The organism is Christiangramia aestuarii, assembly GCF_009735585.1.
In the GTDB taxonomy this organism is placed as follows: Bacteria; Bacteroidota; Bacteroidia; order Flavobacteriales; family Flavobacteriaceae; genus Christiangramia; species Christiangramia aestuarii.
On sequence record NZ_VJVW01000001.1, the window covers coordinates 130,252 to 149,409 of the forward strand.

The 19,158-nt window shown below is 35.0% G+C and carries 18 protein-coding genes; 2 read left to right on the forward strand and 16 right to left on the reverse strand.

Annotation, left to right across the window (positions count from 1 at the left end; genetic code table 11):
• Window positions 1-3: 3 nt before the first annotated feature.
• From FLP08_RS00520 to FLP08_RS00550, 7 genes are all read right to left on the reverse strand, one after another.
• Window positions 4-1,161 carry a DegT/DnrJ/EryC1/StrS family aminotransferase gene (locus FLP08_RS00520; protein WP_156272950.1) on the reverse strand — a complete coding sequence of 386 codons (1,158 nt, stop codon included), beginning with the start codon at window positions 1,159-1,161 and terminating at the stop codon, window positions 4-6.
• Window positions 1,154-1,765: an acetyltransferase gene (locus FLP08_RS00525; RefSeq protein WP_156272952.1), complete on the reverse strand. Its 612-nt coding sequence runs from the start codon at window positions 1,763-1,765 to the stop codon at window positions 1,154-1,156. Before FLP08_RS00525 ends, FLP08_RS00520 begins: the two co-directional genes overlap by 8 nt.
• Entirely contained in the window at window positions 1,765-2,370 is a 606-nt protein-coding gene (locus FLP08_RS00530) for a sugar transferase (RefSeq protein ID WP_162430904.1), read from the reverse strand. Before FLP08_RS00530 ends, FLP08_RS00525 begins: the two co-directional genes overlap by 1 nt.
• Window positions 2,371-2,411: 41 nt before the next feature.
• Complete coding sequence (locus tag FLP08_RS00535) at window positions 2,412-3,575, reverse strand: glycosyltransferase family 4 protein (protein WP_341484964.1); 1,164 nt, start codon at window positions 3,573-3,575, stop codon at window positions 2,412-2,414.
• A gap of 66 nt (window positions 3,576-3,641) precedes the next feature.
• Entirely contained in the window at window positions 3,642-4,871 is a 1,230-nt protein-coding gene (locus FLP08_RS00540) for a hypothetical protein (RefSeq protein WP_156272956.1), read from the reverse strand.
• Between the two features lie 185 nt (window positions 4,872-5,056).
• Window positions 5,057-6,037 (reverse strand): hypothetical protein, encoded by a 981-nt coding sequence (locus FLP08_RS00545; RefSeq protein ID WP_156272958.1) that lies wholly within the window; start codon window positions 6,035-6,037, stop codon window positions 5,057-5,059.
• A 211-nt stretch (window positions 6,038-6,248) separates the two neighbouring features.
• Window positions 6,249-7,040, reverse strand: coding sequence for a hypothetical protein (locus FLP08_RS00550; protein ID WP_156272960.1), 792 nt, complete (start codon window positions 7,038-7,040; stop codon window positions 6,249-6,251).
• Window positions 7,041-7,241: 201 nt separating this feature from the next.
• On the opposite strand from FLP08_RS00550, the gene FLP08_RS00555 reads away from it, so the two are divergent.
• Together FLP08_RS00555 and FLP08_RS00560 are read left to right on the forward strand one after the other, a co-directional pair.
• Entirely contained in the window at window positions 7,242-7,901 is a 660-nt protein-coding gene (locus tag FLP08_RS00555; protein WP_156272962.1) for an acetyltransferase, read from the forward strand.
• A complete protein-coding gene (locus tag FLP08_RS00560; RefSeq protein WP_156272964.1) occupies window positions 7,901-8,854 on the forward strand; it encodes a glycosyltransferase family 2 protein in 954 nt (317 codons plus the stop codon). The genes FLP08_RS00555 and FLP08_RS00560 overlap by 1 nt, the downstream gene beginning before the upstream one ends.
• On the opposite strand, the gene FLP08_RS00565 is transcribed toward FLP08_RS00560, so the two are convergent.
• The 9 genes from FLP08_RS00565 to FLP08_RS00605 form a co-directional block, all read right to left on the reverse strand.
• Window positions 8,847-9,695: a glycosyltransferase family 2 protein gene (locus tag FLP08_RS00565; protein ID WP_156272966.1), complete on the reverse strand. Its 849-nt coding sequence runs from the start codon at window positions 9,693-9,695 to the stop codon at window positions 8,847-8,849. The two genes, FLP08_RS00560 and FLP08_RS00565, sit on opposite strands and share 8 nt — an antisense overlap.
• A 9-nt stretch (window positions 9,696-9,704) precedes the next feature.
• Window positions 9,705-10,673, reverse strand: a complete 969-nt coding sequence (locus FLP08_RS00570; protein ID WP_156272968.1) for a polysaccharide deacetylase family protein — start codon at window positions 10,671-10,673, stop codon at window positions 9,705-9,707.
• Between the two features lie 38 nt (window positions 10,674-10,711).
• Window positions 10,712-11,614: a hypothetical protein gene (locus FLP08_RS00575; protein WP_238388423.1), complete on the reverse strand. Its 903-nt coding sequence runs from the start codon at window positions 11,612-11,614 to the stop codon at window positions 10,712-10,714.
• 303 nt (window positions 11,615-11,917) lie between these two features.
• The gene (locus FLP08_RS00580) at window positions 11,918-12,859 is read right to left on the reverse strand and encodes a GNAT family N-acetyltransferase (protein WP_156272972.1); all 942 of its coding nucleotides are present in this window, start codon (window positions 12,857-12,859) and stop codon (window positions 11,918-11,920) included.
• Window positions 12,856-13,968, reverse strand: coding sequence for a glycosyltransferase family 4 protein (locus tag FLP08_RS00585; protein WP_156272974.1), 1,113 nt, complete (start codon window positions 13,966-13,968; stop codon window positions 12,856-12,858). The genes FLP08_RS00580 and FLP08_RS00585 overlap by 4 nt, the downstream gene beginning before the upstream one ends.
• On the reverse strand, window positions 13,965-16,181 hold the full coding sequence (locus FLP08_RS00590; protein WP_156272976.1) for a glycosyltransferase: 2,217 nt from the start codon (window positions 16,179-16,181) through the stop codon (window positions 13,965-13,967). The genes FLP08_RS00585 and FLP08_RS00590 overlap by 4 nt, the downstream gene beginning before the upstream one ends.
• A complete protein-coding gene (locus FLP08_RS00595) occupies window positions 16,178-17,311 on the reverse strand; it encodes a glycosyltransferase (protein ID WP_156272978.1) in 1,134 nt (377 codons plus the stop codon). Before FLP08_RS00595 ends, FLP08_RS00590 begins: the two co-directional genes overlap by 4 nt.
• A 10-nt stretch (window positions 17,312-17,321) precedes the next feature.
• Complete coding sequence (locus FLP08_RS00600) at window positions 17,322-18,206, reverse strand: glycosyltransferase family 2 protein (protein ID WP_156272980.1); 885 nt, start codon at window positions 18,204-18,206, stop codon at window positions 17,322-17,324.
• A 21-nt stretch (window positions 18,207-18,227) separates the two neighbouring features.
• Complete coding sequence (locus tag FLP08_RS00605; protein ID WP_156272982.1) at window positions 18,228-19,136, reverse strand: sulfotransferase; 909 nt, start codon at window positions 19,134-19,136, stop codon at window positions 18,228-18,230.
• Window positions 19,137-19,158 lie beyond the last annotated feature (22 nt).

Here is a 19,158-nt window from a genome sequence, read left to right on the forward strand (position 1 = left end):
CTATTATTTCAAACAACCTAAAATTGCCTGTTTAATTCTTTCTCTATCCACTTCATTTAGATTGGATCCGCTAGGTAAACATAACCCATTTTCAAATTTCTTTTCAGCGACACCCGTTCCATAAAAAGGATAATCGGTAAAAATTGGCTGCATGTGCATAGGCTTCCATAAAGGCCTACTCTCGATATTCTTAGACTCCAAACATTTTCTTAGATCTTCTCGCTGGAGACCATTTGATTTTGTCTCATCTATTTCAATAACACTCAGCCAATGGTTACTAAAATAATCTTCAGAAGGTTCTTCAAATACCTTAACTCCATCAACAGTACGGAATAAATTTACATAAAATTGGAACATATCCCTCCTGGCCTCTACTCTTTTATCCAAAACTTCCATTTGCCCCCGGCCAATTCCTGCTGAAATATTACTTAATCTATAATTATAACCAACATGGCTATGCTGATAATGAGGTGCCTCATCCCTGGCCTGCGTAGCTAAAAATACCGCTTTCTTCTTCGCCTCTAATGAATTAGTGACCAGTGCTCCACCTCCAGAGGTGGTAATAATCTTATTTCCATTAAAAGAAAGAATTGAAAACCTTCCGAATGTTCCGCATTTCATACCTTTATATTTACTCCCAAGAGCTTCGGCACTATCTTCAATTACAGGAATATCATATTCTTCAGAAATCCTTTGAATCTCCTCCACCTTATATGGCATTCCATATAAGTGAACGGCAATAATTGCCTTAGGTTTTTTCCCCTTTGAGATTCTATCTTTAATGGCGATTTCTAATTGAATAGGACAGATATTTAAAGTTTCTTCCTCACTGTCCACAAACACAGGCGTAGCCCCTAGATACATTATAGGGTTGGCAGATGCCGCAAAAGTCATACTCTGACATAAAACCTCATCCCCATTTTTTACACCTAGCAGAACCAGGGCCAGGTGGATCGCTGCAGTTCCCGAACTTAAAGCTGCCACTTCTAAGCTGCTATCTCCCGAATTATAAGATTGAAGATAATTTTTTAAATCCTCCTCAAAGCCATTTACATTTGGGCCTAAGGGAGCTATCCAGTTTTGTTCAAATGCTGAATTAATATAATTTATTTCACTCCCACCCATATGTGGGGAAGAAAGCCAAATCTTTTCGTTACTCATCGTGAGAATTATTGAATTTAATTATTCTACCTGGAGTGCCTACGACTACGGCATAATCAGGTATATTTTTTAAAACTACGGCTCCTGCCCCTATAGTTACCCATTTTCCTATTTCAACTCCTGGAATAATGGTCGCTCCTGCTCCAACCTGAGTTCCTTCACCAATTTTAACATTTCCGGTAATAATTGCGCCTGGCGAAATATGGGCAAAATCTGAAATTTGGGAGTCATGTTCAATTACTGCGGAAGTATTAATTATACAATGTCTTCCAATAGAAACCGATGGGTTAATAACCGAATTTGACATCACCACGCTTCCCTCATCAATTCTAGTATCTATAGACACCCTGGCATTTTCGTGAATAAGTGCCTTATTTATTGGATTATTTATTTGGTCTGCTATTTTTTTTCTGGTTTGGTTATCCCCTATTGCAATTACCAAATCCAAATTATTAATATTTCCATTCATTTGATGGACTATCGGAAAACCCAATAATTCAGTTTTGGTTTTATCATCATCAACTATAAAATCTATAGTAGCCCCAATTGAATGAGCAATATCAATTAAAACCTTCGCATGGCCGCTAGCTCCGTATAAAATCATCAGTTGTTTCCATTAAATGGTTCGGTGGTAGCCATATTAGCACTATTAATCCCTTCTGAAACCAATACTTTCTGAATAGTCTTAAATAAAATCTTCAGGTCCAACAGAAATGAAATATTGTGAACGTACCAGACATCAAGTTCAAATTTTTTTGTCCAGCTAATAGCATTTCTTCCATTAACCTGAGCCCAACCGGTTATTCCCGGTCTAACCTCATGCCTTTTCATTTGTTCTTCTGAATATAAAGGCAGATATTGAGGCAATAATGGCCTGGGGCCAACAAAACTCATATCACCTTTAAGAACATTTAAAAGTTGCGGTAATTCATCTACCGAAGTTTTTCGAACAAACTTTCCTACCCCCGTTAATCTTTTCGCGTCAGGCAACAACATACCAGACTCATCCCTTGCATCGGTCATGGTCTTAAATTTAACAATATTAAAACTTTGACCAGATTTCCCGGGTCTTTCCTGGAAGAAAAACGGTTTACCTTTATTCACAATTGCTAAAAGAATGGTAACAATAATGATAATGGGACTAAGGATGATTAAACCTATAAATGACACTAAAAAATCAATCAGAGGCTTTATAAAATCTTTATACACTATCATATAAATTTCTATTAGCGCTTTTACCGGCCGCGAATTTAATCATGTTTATGAAGGGCTTCTAATTCTTTGTATTCTTTTAACAAAATTTGCCAAAAATGCTTTCTCTCATATTTTTCCTGGATCAATCTCCTGGAATTTCCAATAAGGTTTTTTCTTAGATCGGGAGCATTTATTAATCTTGACATTGCTTCTAATAAATGATTCTCACTTTTCACCGGAATTATTAAACCGTTTTTTTCATGGGAAACAATTTCATTACATCCATTTATATCACTAACAATCACTGGTAAATTCATCGCATTAGCCTGCATAACCACATTTGGAAAGCCTTCCCTATAACTTGGGAATGCAAGGGCATCAGAAATCGAAAAAAATGGCCTTACATCGGTTTGATAACCTGTAGTTGTAATTTTATGATGTGAGTCAATAATATCTATTACTTTAGGTTCTAAGGGATCTAACTCCTCTTCAAAAGGCCCCACCAGCAACAAGGTAGTATTACTGAATTTCTTATTTAATGTTATAAAAGCCTTAACCAATTCATTAATTCCTTTCTCTTTGACTAACCTTCCTACGAAAATAAATACATAGTCATCCTGGGGAATATCCAGTTTTCTCTTAAGATCTGACTTAAAAGTTTCCGAATAGTTTTCAGGATCAAAATATTCAGTATCTATTCCATTAGAACTGCCCTTCCCCAAAACTTTTAATTTATCCGCTTTCGCATAACCCAATTCAAGACAAATATTTTTTAGTTCGAATGAATTGGGATAAACCCGAGTAGCTAATTTATAGGTGAATTTTTCTACCAAATCAAGAATCTTTCGCTTTAAGCCACTGGTTTCCAGAAGAGGTAGCCCCGCAACAGTATGAAGCCTTATAGGAACACCAGCAAGTTTGCCAGCCAGCATTCCGATAATTCCGGCTTTTGGGGTATGGGTATGGACGATAAGGGGCTTTTCAGATATAAAAAACTGGTAAAGTTTTAATAGGCTTTTTAGATCGGCAAGGGGGGTTATAGCCCTGGTCATATTAACATTAAAAATCTTAACTCCGTTATCTTCGCCAAATTTTTTTAATCTATCTGCCTCAGAGGAAACTGCCGTGACCTCATAATACTTATTCATAAATGTCAACTGCCCCTCTAATAACTTTTCCAGGGAAAGAGGTATTGTTGTAATCCTGATTAATTTCTGCACTTATTCAATTTTTCCTTTGAGGCAAATCTAAGCTTTTTAAAATAGGCCCGATTTAAAATTTAGTTATCAAACCTGACTTAACTGACTTTTAGCAGCTCCAAAGTTCTGAACTTTGGATTTTACCTTTTCAGAATTTTCAAAGGCTAAAAAGTAATAAATTACAAAGAACATAAAATACATGATCATAGTCTTTTGCCTAATCATAATCCCTAGATTAGACATAATAAATGTCATCGCAAACGACGTAAGTATGAAAATCATTAAACTGGATTTCACATTTGCTGGTGCGCATTTCCAAAATTTAAAAAAGCTTTTTCTCAGCAACTTAGCGAAAAGCAGTAGATAAATGAGGTTTTCGATCGATACTATTATCCCTAAAATTCCAGGAGCGTCTAGAAATAAAGGACGAAACCAGAAGGTAAAAATCTTTTCGGGTAAAGAGTATTGTGACATAGCAACCCCACTTGAGGCATTACTTAAACTATTAGATCTTTCCGCGGCCAAGGATAAAAAGTCCTCAATCAGATGGGATGATCCGTTGAGATTCATTACTGCCAATATCTTCTCCTGAAATAAAAATATCCCTGTAAGAAGGGCCATTCCTCCAAGAAGCTTTTTCCTTTTGGAAACCAGATTCTTACCAAAAAATAATCCATAAAGCGATCCAATGGCTATTAGTAAGAACATATGTGGTCTTACTGCGAAAATTAGAAGGCTGGAAATAAGAATACCGGTCTTTCTCTTTTCGGGCCTGGTAATAGAAAAAGCAAACAACATAAGTCCGAAAAATATTAAGGCTCCTTTTCCCAGGGAAGCTGACCAAAAATGCATATTAGGAAAGAAAAGAATCAATGTTAATAGATCTACTTTTCTAAAAACCTTAACCTTTTCTTTGATATTTTCTCTAAAAAAAAGAAAACCAAATACAAACCCCCAGTAACCTATCCATGCAAAGAGTAACATCATCATTTCATAAGAAAATCCGAAAAAGTTTATAAACGGGTAACTTATAAAATCAATAAAGGTCGTTTCAGTTCCAAAGAATTCAAACCAGGATTTGTTCGATCCGTTTGGAACTCTAAAATAGCGTTTAGAATCAGAAGGATTTGAGAATGCATAGATATAGTATATAGCTCCAAAAAAGATATGATAAACAAAAAGCAGGTTAAGCTTCTTCTTATTGATTAGACCATATTTCTTCTTTAATTTTTTAAGGAGAACCTGGTTCAACTCAAATAAAAAAGGAACTAGTAATAAGGCTGAAATTATATTTAATAGAATATTTATATCTAGCATGTTTGGTTTATTAGCTATTCACTAAGAAACAAAGGCTTTGCCAAAGACAAAATATCTTACAATTAGGCTCAAACTAGGGTTTTCAGGCTGTATTCCTGGGAAAAACCGTGTAATCTTTACACAGCTTCGTGGAAATAAAAAAGAGAGGTATCACCTCTCTTTTCTAATTAATATTGTTTTTAAACCTAATCTTCCACGACCCGAATGGTTAATTTAACAGAATCTGAACATTCTCCATTGGTAATAGTATAGGTTGTAGTATAATCTCCTAATCGTGATTCTCTATTTGGATCATTAAAAGCCCTGATTATATCCCAAATAGATGGATCAAATTCACCATTTCTTGGAACACCTGCATCCAGAAGACTTAAATATAATTTTCTTACCTCATCCCAGCTAGGAACCGCAGCGGCTGCACTTTCAGTCATCTCCTTAACCTTATCTGCTCCGGCATTCAATTCACATGGCACTGGATCTGTAAAATCTGGAATTACGGTAATGGTTAATTCTACAGAATCTGTACAGTCCCCTTCGGTGATAGTATAGGTGGTAGTATAATCCCCTAATTGCGACTCTCTATCTGGATCGTTAAAAGCATTGATCAAGTCCCATATGGAAGGATCAAAAGTTCCATTTCTTGGTACTCCTGCATCCAAAAGGCTTAAATACAATTTCCTGACCTCATCCCAGCTTTCAATTGCCGCAGCCTCTTTCAATTGTAACTCACGTGAGGAGTCCTCACCTGCAGAAAATCCACTACATTTATTAGGATCATCTTGCGGAGGGTTTGCAACAACGTTTATGGTTAAAATAACGGTGTCGGAACAATCGCCGGTTAAAGTATAGGTTGTTGAATATTCTCCAATTCCCCTATCCTGAAAATCGTTGATTATATCCCAAATTGTGGGATCAAAAGTTCCGTTTCTTGGCACTCCGGGAGGTAAAAGGCTCAGGTACAATTTGCGTACTTCATCCCAGCTTTCAATCGCTGCTGCCTCAGAAAAAGTAATAGTTTTCACCTTATCCTCTCCGGCACAGCCGTAATCTTCAACTCCGGCATTAACCTCGCTTGCCGGATTAGACATAAGATCTTCCTCTATAGGATCTACAGAACAACCTGTAATTAAAAGACCTAAAAATAAACTCAAAAATAATTTTGTTCTCATTGGTATATAATTTAGAATGGTTCAATAAATTTAAGTTATATGGGTCCGGTATTTTAATAAATTCGATATGAGGAGGAATTTCTTGTTAAATCTACAAGTCCTTCCTACTTTAAGTTTTTCTTTGGAAGGCTTAAGATTTATTTTGTAGTAAATAAAAATGGTGGACTCTTAGGAGCCCACCATTTATTTAAATAGTTGAATATCAGAATATCTACAGAGGATCCGGCACCACTCTTAGGGTAAGTTCTACTGAATCTGAACATTCTCCCGTCCCTAAGGTATAGGTTGTAGTATAATCGTCGATTTTCGTTTCCCGGTTTGGATCATTAAAATCATAGATAATATCCCATATACTTGGGGAATATACTCCTGCTTTTTTAGGTACCCCAGGGTCTAACATATTCGCATATAGTTTGCGCACTTCATCCCAGCTTGGTACAGCCTGGGCATCTGAAAGATAAATTTCTCTAACCTGATCTGTTCCGGCGTAGTAAAGGAATTTTTCCACATGGTAGGTGAAATAGAAAGAAGTTCCCACAAGCTCTTCATCCTGAACGAAAATAACTCTTTTGTTTTTACCTGAGCCAAATTCGGCAGCAGCAGTAATAAACAGGTCATCCCCCACAGCTACACCAAGCTCACTGAATTCAAATCTTAAGGTAACTTCATTCACTCCTTTATTTACGTTTTCTGAATACGTAAATTTAGAAGTATTCAGATCACCCTTTCCTGTCCTTGGAAAATCATTAGAATCTTTTGTAAAATGAATACTTACAGCATTCATACTCGTATTACCGACATTTGTAACTGTTACTTCTAAATAATCGTAGAAATTCCGGAACCTGATAATTCCGTCCTGCCCTAATTTTAAATCGTAAACCGAGCAACCATCAACCATAGTCATAGCATTCACTTCTTTGATTTCTTCTGAAGGAATACTATCGTTTTCGACACTGCAAGCCCCAGCAAAAACCAGGAGGCTCACCAACAATAACTTTCTCATAATTAGTAAATTGAATTAAAAACCTAGCCTGAATTTAATAGACTTGAACCTCAGTAAGAAATTTATTACCATCTTTTCGATGTACCTTAATATTCTATCGATATAAACCTTGTTTCGAAGAATTTTCTCACAAGCTTAGCCACGATTCTAAATAATTCATACTAAAAAGGATATCTTTGAATATAAGCTCAAATCAAAAACATGAATCAAAATTTAGTTATTTATGGAATCGGTAGATATGCAGAATATGTGGCATATGCATTTCAGGAAGATTCACAATTCAATGTATCTGCCTTTTGTATAGAAGACAAACTACATACGTCAGATAAAATAAATGACAAACCTCTGATTAAATTTTCAGAACTTACCCAAACATATAACCCGAAGGAATACTCGATCTTCATCGCCGTTGGAAATAATCATATAAGACATAGAATTTATCAACAAGCTCAGAAATATGGTTATGAATTTCCTAATTATATCTCTTCTCAATGCCGGAAATGGAACAACTTAAAGGTAGGTTCGAATTCATTTATAGATGAGGGTTGTGTACTTCAGCCTTTCGTGGAAGTGGGAAATAATTGCATATTATTCACCACAGATATTGGTCATCATTCGAAGATAGAAAATCATAGCTTAATGAGTGGCGCAAAAACAGGGGGAAATGTGGTCATTGGGAAATTCAGCTATATTGGTTTGAACGCTTCCATAAAACAAAATATTAGAATTGGCGAAAATTCTATGATCGGTATGAATTGTAATATTGAAAAGGACACCGAGATCAATTCAGTTTATACCCACAGGGGGACAATTAAAAGAAATATAGATGCCTCAGTACTTGGAAATCGATTTTTGAAATAATGGATTTCGAAGAATTTAAGAAAACATATCAGAAGGTTGAGGTGGAACATTATACCAATTCAGTTCCAGAAAATGTTACTGTAAGCGTTCTGGTCCAAACCTATAATCATGAGAATTTTCTCAAACAATGCCTGGATTCGATTTTAGATCAGAAAACCAATTTTGATTTTGAAATCTTATTAGGCGAGGACAACTCAACAGACTCTACCAGAAATATTTGTATCGAATATGCCAAAAAATATCCTGAAAAGATCAGGCTATTCCTTCATTACGATGAAAATAAAATCAAGGTAAATGGTATAATTACCGGCAACTTTAATGCACTCTTTAATTTTTATAATGCAAAAGGACGCTATATTGCATTTTGCGAGGGTGATGATTATTGGACTGATCCATATAAATTGCAGAAACAGGCGGGGTTTTTAGAAAAGAACGGAGCTTACTCTTTATGTTTTCATCCGTACAAAGTATTGCAACACGGCAGCATTCCTGATCCTGGCCTTATTGAACAACCAACTACAGATATTACTTCTGAGGAGTTACAACAATTAAAACAACATCCCTTACTGTCCACAGTTTGTTTCAGGAACAGCCTGGCTTCACTTCCTTCCCAGATACCCGAAATAATCAACGTGGATAGCTTTCTTTTAAGTTTACTGGGAGGCAAAGGGGACGCGAAATATATTTCTGAAATAAGACCAGGGATCTATCGCAAACATCAGGAAGGCATATGGGCAGGACGTTTTAGAGAAAAAAAATTCTTATCCAAGATCCACACATATACAAAACTTAAGGAGTTTTATGTTGATCGCAAGATCATCAGCCTAGCCAATAATTTTGAGCAGGAGGTGAGAAACACTTATAAAATGCTTCTTTACTTTTTGATTAGAAAAGGAGAAATATACAAAGCCACAAAACTAGCTTTTAGAATTTTAAACGGTTCTCTTATCTAATCAAAAAGGACAATTTTAGATAACTTACTTTGAGCATAGGCTTTAAATACATTGGATTTATTTTCCAGGCTTTCTTATAGTATTCATAAGCTATTTCCTTATTTCCTTTTTGTTGGTATAAATAGCCAAATAGATAAATCAGTCTCCCGTGAGAGAGACTATCTTTTAAATAAAGCTGCCTGTGTTTTCTATAAAGATGTTGATTGGATTGAATTTTAGCCTCGATATCAGCACTTTGTCGCTTAGCGGATTTGAGAAAATAATCAAGGTAAACCTTGTCCAGAATTTTGGTTTTTAAACCATTAATCTGTGCAATTCGCAAACCTAATTCATAATTTTCACCAAATTTCATTTTTGAATCATAACCACCTGCCTTTTGGAATATTTCTTTACGATAGCATATACTTCCTGCTAAAAAGGATGCTGTAATATGGTTATAAATTTTTTCGAGTTTCGCGGGTTTCCAAATCTCTACCTCATTATCCCCTTTTAATTTGCGGACCTGCCAGTTTATGAAATCATAGTCAGAATAATTGATTAGCTTTAAGTGTTTAATCAAATCGGGATACAACTGGTCATCTGAATCTAGAAAAATAAGGTAATTTCCTTTGGCCAAGCTGGCGCCATAATTTCTTGCTGCCGAAACTCCGGAATGATCCTGAAAATAATACTTCACTCTCCCATCGCCCAAATACTTTTGAACAACCTCGGACGTGCTGTCTAAAGAACCATCATCTACTATTATTAACTCCCAATTCCCATCTGACTGTTGCAATACAGATTTTATAGTGCCTGAAAGAGTATGCGACCTGTTATAGGAAGGGATGATAATGGAAATCAAAATATAGTTTTAATTATGTAATTTTTCGGTCAGGGAATTCATCGATAAAGACTCAAACCCCCATTTGCTTCTGCAAAACCGAAAATGCCCGAGTATAAGTTCTAATTCCCTGATACTGGCTTCAGGATGTTTTCCAAAATTGTGAGGATGCCACCATAAATGATAAATCTTATTATTCTTCGCTGCATAGGTCATCTCGCTTTTTATTCTTTTAATCTTAAGTGTATCCAGCAAGGGCCTTTCTGAAATAGGTCTTAACAATCTGCTTGCGGGTTGTATATTTACCTCTTCAAACGATGCGATTTCAGGAGGTTTATAAGGTTTATCCTTCCAGCCAAAATAGGCATCTCCGGTTCGAAATAATTTTTGTTTTAAACTATCCTTTTCGGTCTCATTCCAATACCAGGCATCAGGATTAGACCTCACATTTCTTATTCCTAAATCATTACAAATTTGGAGGTATCTTTCATTTAATTGATTCCGGGGAAAAACCAGGGACTCTATTTCTATTCCGAATTTCTGAGCTATTGATTTAGCCATTTCGAGATCTGCACGAAAGTCTTTGTCTTCCTGCCCTTCCTCTCTGCAATAATAATGAGAATAGGTATGTGTGGCCAATTCCTGCAGCGGACTTTCAATAATCTGATGGATCAAATCTGGAGCAAAGCATAACTTTTCGGTTTCTTTATTCCTTATGGTTTCCCCAAATTCGTAAGCCGATAAACTTTTGTTGTTATACTTTGGTATATCTCTGGGAATATTAGCACTCCATTCATCCCAGTTTTCATTAAAAAGCATACCAACCGTTGCCCAGGTGGAGGAGATCTGGTATTCATTAAATAACCTAAGGATATGAGTAATAACCTTTCGTGTATTCTGGAAGTATTCGGTTTTTTGTTTGTAATCAACTTTATCAAACACTCCCCAGAGAAGTTCAAAATCCAGCGAAATTACCAGGGCTCCAAAATTGGTCTTCATTACCAGCTATTTTTTAATTTTAGGACTAACTTAATTTGTTATTGAAAGTCTGCTTCGCGTACACAGGCTAGACGTTTCCGTCGTAACCTAATTATCCTATCATATTTCTTTTGTGCCAAAAAATAATAAATTACAAAGAATAGAAAATACATTACCATAGATTTTTGCCTCATGATTATTCCTAAGTTAGACATTACAAAAGCCATAGCTAGGGAAGCTAGAAAAAAAGTTGTTAGGCTCATCTTTACACTGATAGGAGATTTCTTCAGAAACTCAATAAAATCTTTCTTTAAAATCTTAAAGAATAAGAGTAAATAAATAAGATTTTCTACGGATACGATCAAACCAAGTATGCCGGGAGCATCAAAAAATAATGGCCGGAACCAAAATGTGAATAATTTAATGGGTAAGGGATAATTAACCATATCTATACCAGAACCTGAACTACTAAGAGAGGAAGCCCTATCTTCAGAAAAATCTTCAAACCCTTCCACTAAATTCTCAGAATCATTTAAACCGGCCACACCAAGAATGGTATCCTGAACCAAGATTAAACTCCCTACCATTATCATAAACACTAAAGCTTTTTTCCAAAATGAAATCTTCTCCTTACCGGTAAAATATCCTAAAATAGTTCCTACTGCCACAAATAGAAATACATGAGGTCTTATATAATAAGTTATCAAAGATCCTATCAAAAGAACTCCCCAACGTTTTTTTGGTTCACCAATCGCATATGCAAACATCATTAGCCCCATAAAAATAGGTGCTCCCTTACCCAATGATGCTGTCCAGAAATGCATATTAGGGAGAAACAAAATCAAAGTTAGGAGATCAATTCCTTTAAAAACTTTAATCTTTATTGTAATATTTTTTCTGAAGAATAAATAGGCATAAACAAATCCTAAATAACCCATCCAAGCATATAATACCATCATCATCTCATAATTAAAATTTATGAATTTGATGAAAGGGTATGATAAAAAGTCGATAAATGTAGTACTTGTCCCATAAAAGCTAAACCAACTTGAATTAGACAATTTTGGTCGCCAGAAGTACAATTTTGAGTCAGAGTTATTAAAGAGTGCATAAGTATAGTAGACCCCAGCAAAGAAGAAATGATAAAAGAAGAGGTAATTCATCCTACTTTTATCGAAGAATTTATGTTTCCTTGCCATTCCACTAAAAAGCATTTGGCTAATTAAAAACAAGATAAATATTAAAAAAATACCTCCTAACATCTCTTAAAATAATTCTAGATCACCCATGGTATAATTCCATTCTTCTTCATCCAAAAATCGATTATAATTTTTTACAGAACAATTAATATTTTTAAAAGTTAGTATCGGACCAAATTTGCCACTTATTTGCATATTAAATAAGTTATCAATGCAACTATAAGAAATGAAATTAGGTTTATACATGGAAGACCATTCTTTAATGACCTTTCTAGCCAATTTCTTACCCTTTTTTGAATTATAAATGCATTCTGAAATTCTCAATTCTAAAAACCTCCCTCGATCTTTCAAATAGGAAGCTATGAAAATATCCTCATCATTATATACAAAATATGGCTGAATTTCATTATTCAGATATCTCCACTTCAGATATTTAGAAGATTTAGGAGTAAATAATTTCTGGTTTTGAATCAACTTGTCATTATAACTCTCTAATAAAGGTTCAAGATTTCTTTCGAGTTCTGTAGATCCGTAATCTGGCTCTTTACCCATTTTACCTAATAACCGAAACGGTGATTGCGGAACAATATTCGTACAAACTTTTCCCACTTCTTTCCAACCCATCTTTAAATAACCTGGTTTGCTCTGGGCATTTGGTGTATTGAAGACAAAGTGGTCTCCGTTTATTTTTCCCTCCTCAAGTGCCTTAAAAGTAAGTTTTTTAAAAATTCCTTTTCCTTGATGCCTTGGATGCGTTGCAGTATCTACTGCTCTAAAGGCACTAAAGCTTCTGGAGCCGTATTGCCATTTCCATCTCATAAATGCACGCACACCAATTATCTCGCCCTCCTCTTCAGCAACCAGAACTAAACTTTTTCCAAAAGGATTATTCACATGTTTATACTCCCATACCTCCTTTGTCTTTCTTGAAGAAGTCTCTCCAAGACTAGCTTTCAAAACATTTAATATAGGGACTAGATCATTATCTGTTGCTTCTCTTATTCTCATACAGCTAACTCTGAATATTCTTTCTCTAAATTTTCAACCATAGATTTTAAACTGAAGTCTGAAATCACACGATTTCTTGCAGCTCTTTGTAAATCTTTTAGTTCGGCTGGATTTTCAGATAAAAAAATTAATTTTTCAGATAAAACCTTCCATTGATCTACTTCAACCATCAATCCCTCCTCGCCGTCATTTATCACCTCTTTTATTCCACCGGCATTTGTAGTTACTATCGCACACTCCATGCTCATAGCCTCTAAAAGAGCTATTGGTAAGCCCTCAAAAGACGAACTCATCATGAAAATGTCCATGGCATTGTAGTAAGGTTTTGTTTGCTCTTGAAGTCCTGGCATTATAATCATCTCCTCCAAATTAAAGTTGGTTACTTCTTTTTTAATTTCATCCTCAAGTGGACCTGCACCAACTATTAGACCATATACCTTTTTTGAAGTGTTATCAGAAAATGTTTTGAATACCTGGATCCATTCTTTTATTCGCTTTTGGAACCTAAAAACAGAAACAAGTCCAACTACTAAAGCATCTTCTGGAATTCCATATTTTTTTCTAATATCTGAATCTTCATAGTTACGTATGAATTTATTTGTATTCACACCGTTAAGAATAGTCTTTACAGGAATCTGAGGCTTTATATTTTTTATAATCGAATCAGAAACATCCTGTGAAACCCCAACAGCCAGACTTTGAAAATTGAATGACTTTTTATTAAGTATCTTTGTAATGGGATGATATCGCTCCTGCATATTGTGTTCGGTATAAATCATCGGTATTTTGGTTCTATTATAAACAATCCGACCAACAAATCCAGCCCAGGGTAAATGGCAATGAATAACATCTATCTGATTTTCATCACAGTAATCAATAATCTGCGGAAACTTCGAGATTAGCTGAAAATTATTCTTAGCCTGTAAACATCGAACATTTCCTCCTTTTTTTTGAATTTCTGAAACCATCTGATCTTTCCAGGGAAGAAAATAGATAAAATGAAAATCAAATTTCTCCTTATCATGTATTGCCAGTGTTTCGGGCAAAAGCATTTCTGCTCCCCCTCTTCCTAATGATTTTATTATATGCAGGATTTGTATCTTCATCATTTTTTATTTCTCTTTGAAATTGTATCCCTATAAACCTGCAAGAATTTATCTGCCAAAAATGAATTATTAAACTTAGTGCAAACTAAATTTTTAGCTTCGGAAATTTTTTTTGAATTATTTCCAGAAAGAGCATTTTTCATGGACTCAACAAAGCATTTTAAATTATTTGGCTCTACCAAAAAACCGGTATTCTCATCAAGTACTTCGGAGATCCCTCCTACGTTGTAAGCTACAACTATCGTTTTATAATTCATTGCCTCAAGTACAACCCCAGGGAGACCTTCTACCAGACTAGGTAAAACAAGCATATCAGCGTAATAAATATAGGCCTCAGGTTCAGGGGTTTCACCATATAATTTCACATTATCAGAAATACCAAGTTTAAGAATAGATTTTTCTATTTCTCCTTTAAGTGCTCCTTCTCCAATAATGTGCAAAATGGAAGTAGGATGTGACTCAAGAAAAAGTTTATGTATTTCGAGTAAGTGATGATGATTTTTTTCCGGAGTTAGGGAGCCAACATGTACGATATTGATGTTACTTTCTTCATAAGGATTTTTAAAATCAATATTCATCTTGTTATCAACGCCATTCGTAATCACATTAGTTTTGGTTGTCGTAAATGGAAAAAGCTCATTGAGGTCCCTTTTAGATGATTCAGAAACAGAAACCACCTGATCCACTTTTTGAAATAAAAATTTATTCAGTTCCTTAGATAGCTTACCCTTTACATAATAACTAGTCAAGCTCGCATTCCTAAAAACAATAGGTACTTGCCAGCCAAAGATCTCACGTGACATGATAGAATACTTGAGAGTGTCTGAGGCATTGGCCTGTACAACATCGGGCTTAAACTCCCTTATTATATTCGCAATAGTTTTCCAACCAAAATAATCAGCATATCTAAAGGATTGTATTCTTTCTAAAGATTCTATTTCTTTATGAAATGGCAGTTTCGCTGTACCGTCATAGATACTGCAAACCTTAACTTCATGCCCCTTTTCTTCCAGCTGGGTTGACAATTGAGCACAAAATATCTCTGCTCCCCGATATTGTTTTTTTTGAATTATCTGCAGAATTTTCAATTTACCTTGTTGATCAGGAGTAATTCCGGCAAGATCAAAGTACAGTTTCTCAAATTTCCGAGCATTCTTATTAGGATTGAATTGCTCTACTACCAAATTTCTGGCATTCGTCCCCAAAGTTTTTCTTAAGGTTTCATTCTCGCAAATTCCAACAATTTTGTTCCTAAATCTGTCCTTATCAAAGTTATCAATGATAAAACCTGTTTGCTTATCAATAAGAACTTCTTTAACACCACCTACATTTGAAGCCACGGTTGGCTTCTCCTGGACCGCCGCCTCTAAGATTACTCCAGGAACACCTTCTACCAGGCTTGATAAAACAATACAATCAGAAGCAGAGAGTAATTCCGGAATATTTTTCCTGAATCCTAATAAAAAAACGCTTTCTTCGAGTCCGTTATTTTTGATCTTTTGATCGATATCTCCATAAGTGACACCATCTCCTACGCAAACTAATTTTATTTCCGGATGTGAACTTTTTAACTCCTGAAATATTTCGAGAAGAAATGTATGATTCTTCTCGGGGCTGAAATTCCCTACGTGCATCACTATTTTTGATTCTCCGCCAAGTCCAAGTTCCTTTCTTAACTCCCAACCAAAATCTTCGCCATTTAGTTTCTCATTTGGAATTCCCCTTCGTATTACCGAGGTCTGCTCTTTAGGATAGCCTAAGGTGTCTATAAGATCGTGAATGGATTCAGATCCAACAGAAGTAACGTGATCAACTCTAGAGAATATTTTCTTGTACAAGGATAATTTAAGATCAGAACCGAGCCATTCGCTAATGGTACTAATATTTCTATAAACTATTGGTCTTTTTTTTAGGTAGAAGTTTGCGATAACCATATATTTCAAGGTATCGCTCCCATTACATTGTATTACATCTGGGTTTGTATCTTTTACAAGCTTGACCATCGTTTTAATCAGCGATATGGAGATCGCGCTGCTTTTTCCCTCAGAAAGATCAAGATTTTGGGCACCTTCCACTGTTAAAATATTACAATCATTCTTATAAAGACCGGCGAAAATTATTGAATGACCAAAATTGATAAGTTCTTTGCTGAGATTTGCGGCAAAGACCTCTGCTCCTCGATATTGCCGTTTAGTGACTAATTGAAGGATTTTCATTTTTCTAAAAGCATATCATAAGTAAGTTCATACTCTTTTACTATATGGTTTATTGAAAAATTATGGATAGCTTTTTCAAAACCCTTTACGGTCTTCCTTAACCAATCACTATGCAACGCCAGCTCTAATTTTTCTACCAGATCTTTTACATTTCCCGGAGAAAATATTATACTGGTGTCTTGATCTACACATTCAAGATTTTCCGGAATCCCTGAAGCAATAATTGGAGTTTTTGAGAACATAGCCTCTACTAAGGCACCTGGTAATCCTTCATAATAGGAAGGAAAAATGAAATAATCTGTCAAGCTCAATATTTCCGGTATATCGTTTCTTTGACCCAGTAATAAGATTTTTTCTTTGAGATTCAAAGCTGTTATTTTCGCTTCCAGATCCTTTCTTAGCGGTCCCTCTCCTACTAAAACCAATTTACTATTTGGATGTTTCTCCAAATGTTCTGCGAAGGCTGCAACCAGATCAAGTTGGCCTTTCCTCTCAATCAACCTGCCTACACAGGTATAGAGAGTTTCATCGAACTTCTTGAGATCTTTTCGCAATGCATCTGCGTCAACATTTATAAATCCTTCAGGATCTCTACCACGATAAATTACTTTTATTTTTGAGGTATCGATTCTTAATGCCCTGGCGGAAGTATTTTTTATCGTTTCAGAATTTGAGAAAAAATAGTCCACCTTGGATACGGACATTAAGTCCCTAAGTTGAGTATAAAACAGTTTTGTAGCTCTTACCAAGCTTAAAGTCCTATAGCGTTGAAATCCATAAGTGTTATTGACAAGACTATTAATCAATTTAACAGATTCTCGACGCTTTAATGCTCTAGAAATAAGACAAGACCTTAACAAGGTAGCATGTATAATTTTTGGATCTATATCATCAAGAATGCCTTGTAGGCGGTTGATAATTAATTGATGGTCGGTGTTAGACTTAAAGTCCAGACTTATTACTTCAATTCCTCTATTAATATAATCTTGTTTTAATGCGTCCCCTTCAAATAAAGTGACCACAATCGGAAGATATTTTGAAAATCTACTTGCAATTTCCAAAATACTTCTTTCGGCTCCTCCAACTTCTAAAGTATCAATAATAAAAAGTACTGATTTCTTTTCTTCCAAATTTCTGTTTTTAGTGGGATAATTGTTTGTGCAGTTTGATAGCCTGATCTGTAGGGAATATCCTGAAAATCAAATACAGGAATCCAGCTTTTGCCTTCCCGTCTCCGATCTTACTGTAAGCTTCCCTGGCGAGACTAAAATCATTGTCATATAAGGAAAGCCAGAATAATTTATAATACCACTTCTTGCTGAGTTTGCGATCATTATCGATTATATTTTTATGCTTACTTATAATGGTGGCATATGATTTCTTTTTTTCACTAAAATTCGCCCTAACACTTCCAGGTTGAGTATGGATATTAAGCATAATTTCCTGAAGTATAGTAAAGGTGAAATTTTGACGTAACCGAATCAGGAAATCTGTGTCTACTGCTGTTCGTAAACGCTCATCAAACTTTAAGTCTTTAAAACATTCTTTCTTAATCAAAAACCCTCTTCCTATACCTACATGTAACTCATACAAAAACTGGTTTGGATGTTTTCTAGTTTGAGGAACCCAAATACGATCGTTATAACTTCCATCTATTTTTATAGTTCTGGTACCCGACCACAAAAAAGAAGCTTCCGGTTCATTTTCTAACTGTTTTAATGCTTTAGATAAAAAGTTTTCAAGAAATTCATCATCGCTATCCAGAAAAGCGATATAATCTCCTTTAGCATTTTGCACACCAACATTACGGGCAACAGCATTTCCTCCATTTTCTTCATAGCGAATATAACGGATTCTATTGTCATCAAATGCATTAACTACCTCCTGAGTATTATCAGTGGAGGCATCATCAACAATTAAATATTCAAAATTTTCGTAAGACTGATTTAGAACGCTCTTAATTGCCCTGTGAATTAGGTGTCCGCGGTTATAAGTTGGAGTAATAATAGAAATAAAATTAGACATATAATAAATATGATGTAGTATTTAATTAAAATGAAAAAAATTCAAGAATTTTAATAAGTATTGATTTTTGAAATCAAGTTCCTTTTTCCACCTTTTATCTTCGAGAAGTTTAACTTTCCCTCTGGTGAATCTAAATTTATTTCCATGTATCACGTGATTTTCTTCTATAAGAAATTCTTTCTTCTCATTCAAAATTTCAGAAGGATTTACCTTTATGTCCATCCTGTCTCCGATTAATTGAAGAAAATTTTCTGGATCATTCAAAAATTCTTCATATCGAATTTGAAGGTATTTCCGGTTTTGGAGAAACTTCTTTATCCTCCAGTTTACAAAATTCCAACGTAAGCTATCAAAAATTAAATACTTGTAATTTAACCGCATTTTGTCCTTTCCATCTTCATTTCTTTTCATTTTTCTCTGCCTTGACAAAACTACTCCACGAAGATCCCTCACCAAATGAATATAGGTTATGTCAAATAGCCCCGTATGATCAAGATATTCCGCATACCATAACTCTTTAGAAGAATCAACAATAACTTTCTTTTCCTTTTTAGATAAATTAAAATAGAGAGTAGAATTAATTTCGGAGTAAATTTTTGATTCCTTTGCTTCCCATTTCTTATGCCGAATAAATTGATTTCTAATCTCCAGAAGGATATTATTATTTAATTTTAAATTTTCTCTTTTAGATATTTCCAGAATTTTTTTTTCTAAAACTGCAATATGAGGAGACCAAAAGTCACAGTCAAAAAGTTTTTCTTTACAAGAGCAAGTAACCTGAGGAAGAATGGAAACAGGATTATTCCGAAGATACCAAAGACGTTCCAATTCGCCTACATGGATAAAGCCTTCTTCTTTGTTTATTAACTCTCCCAGAACAGTACTGCCACTTCGGGGATACCCCAGTATCATTAGAATTTTAGGCTTCATAAGCTAATTGTTTTTTAGTATA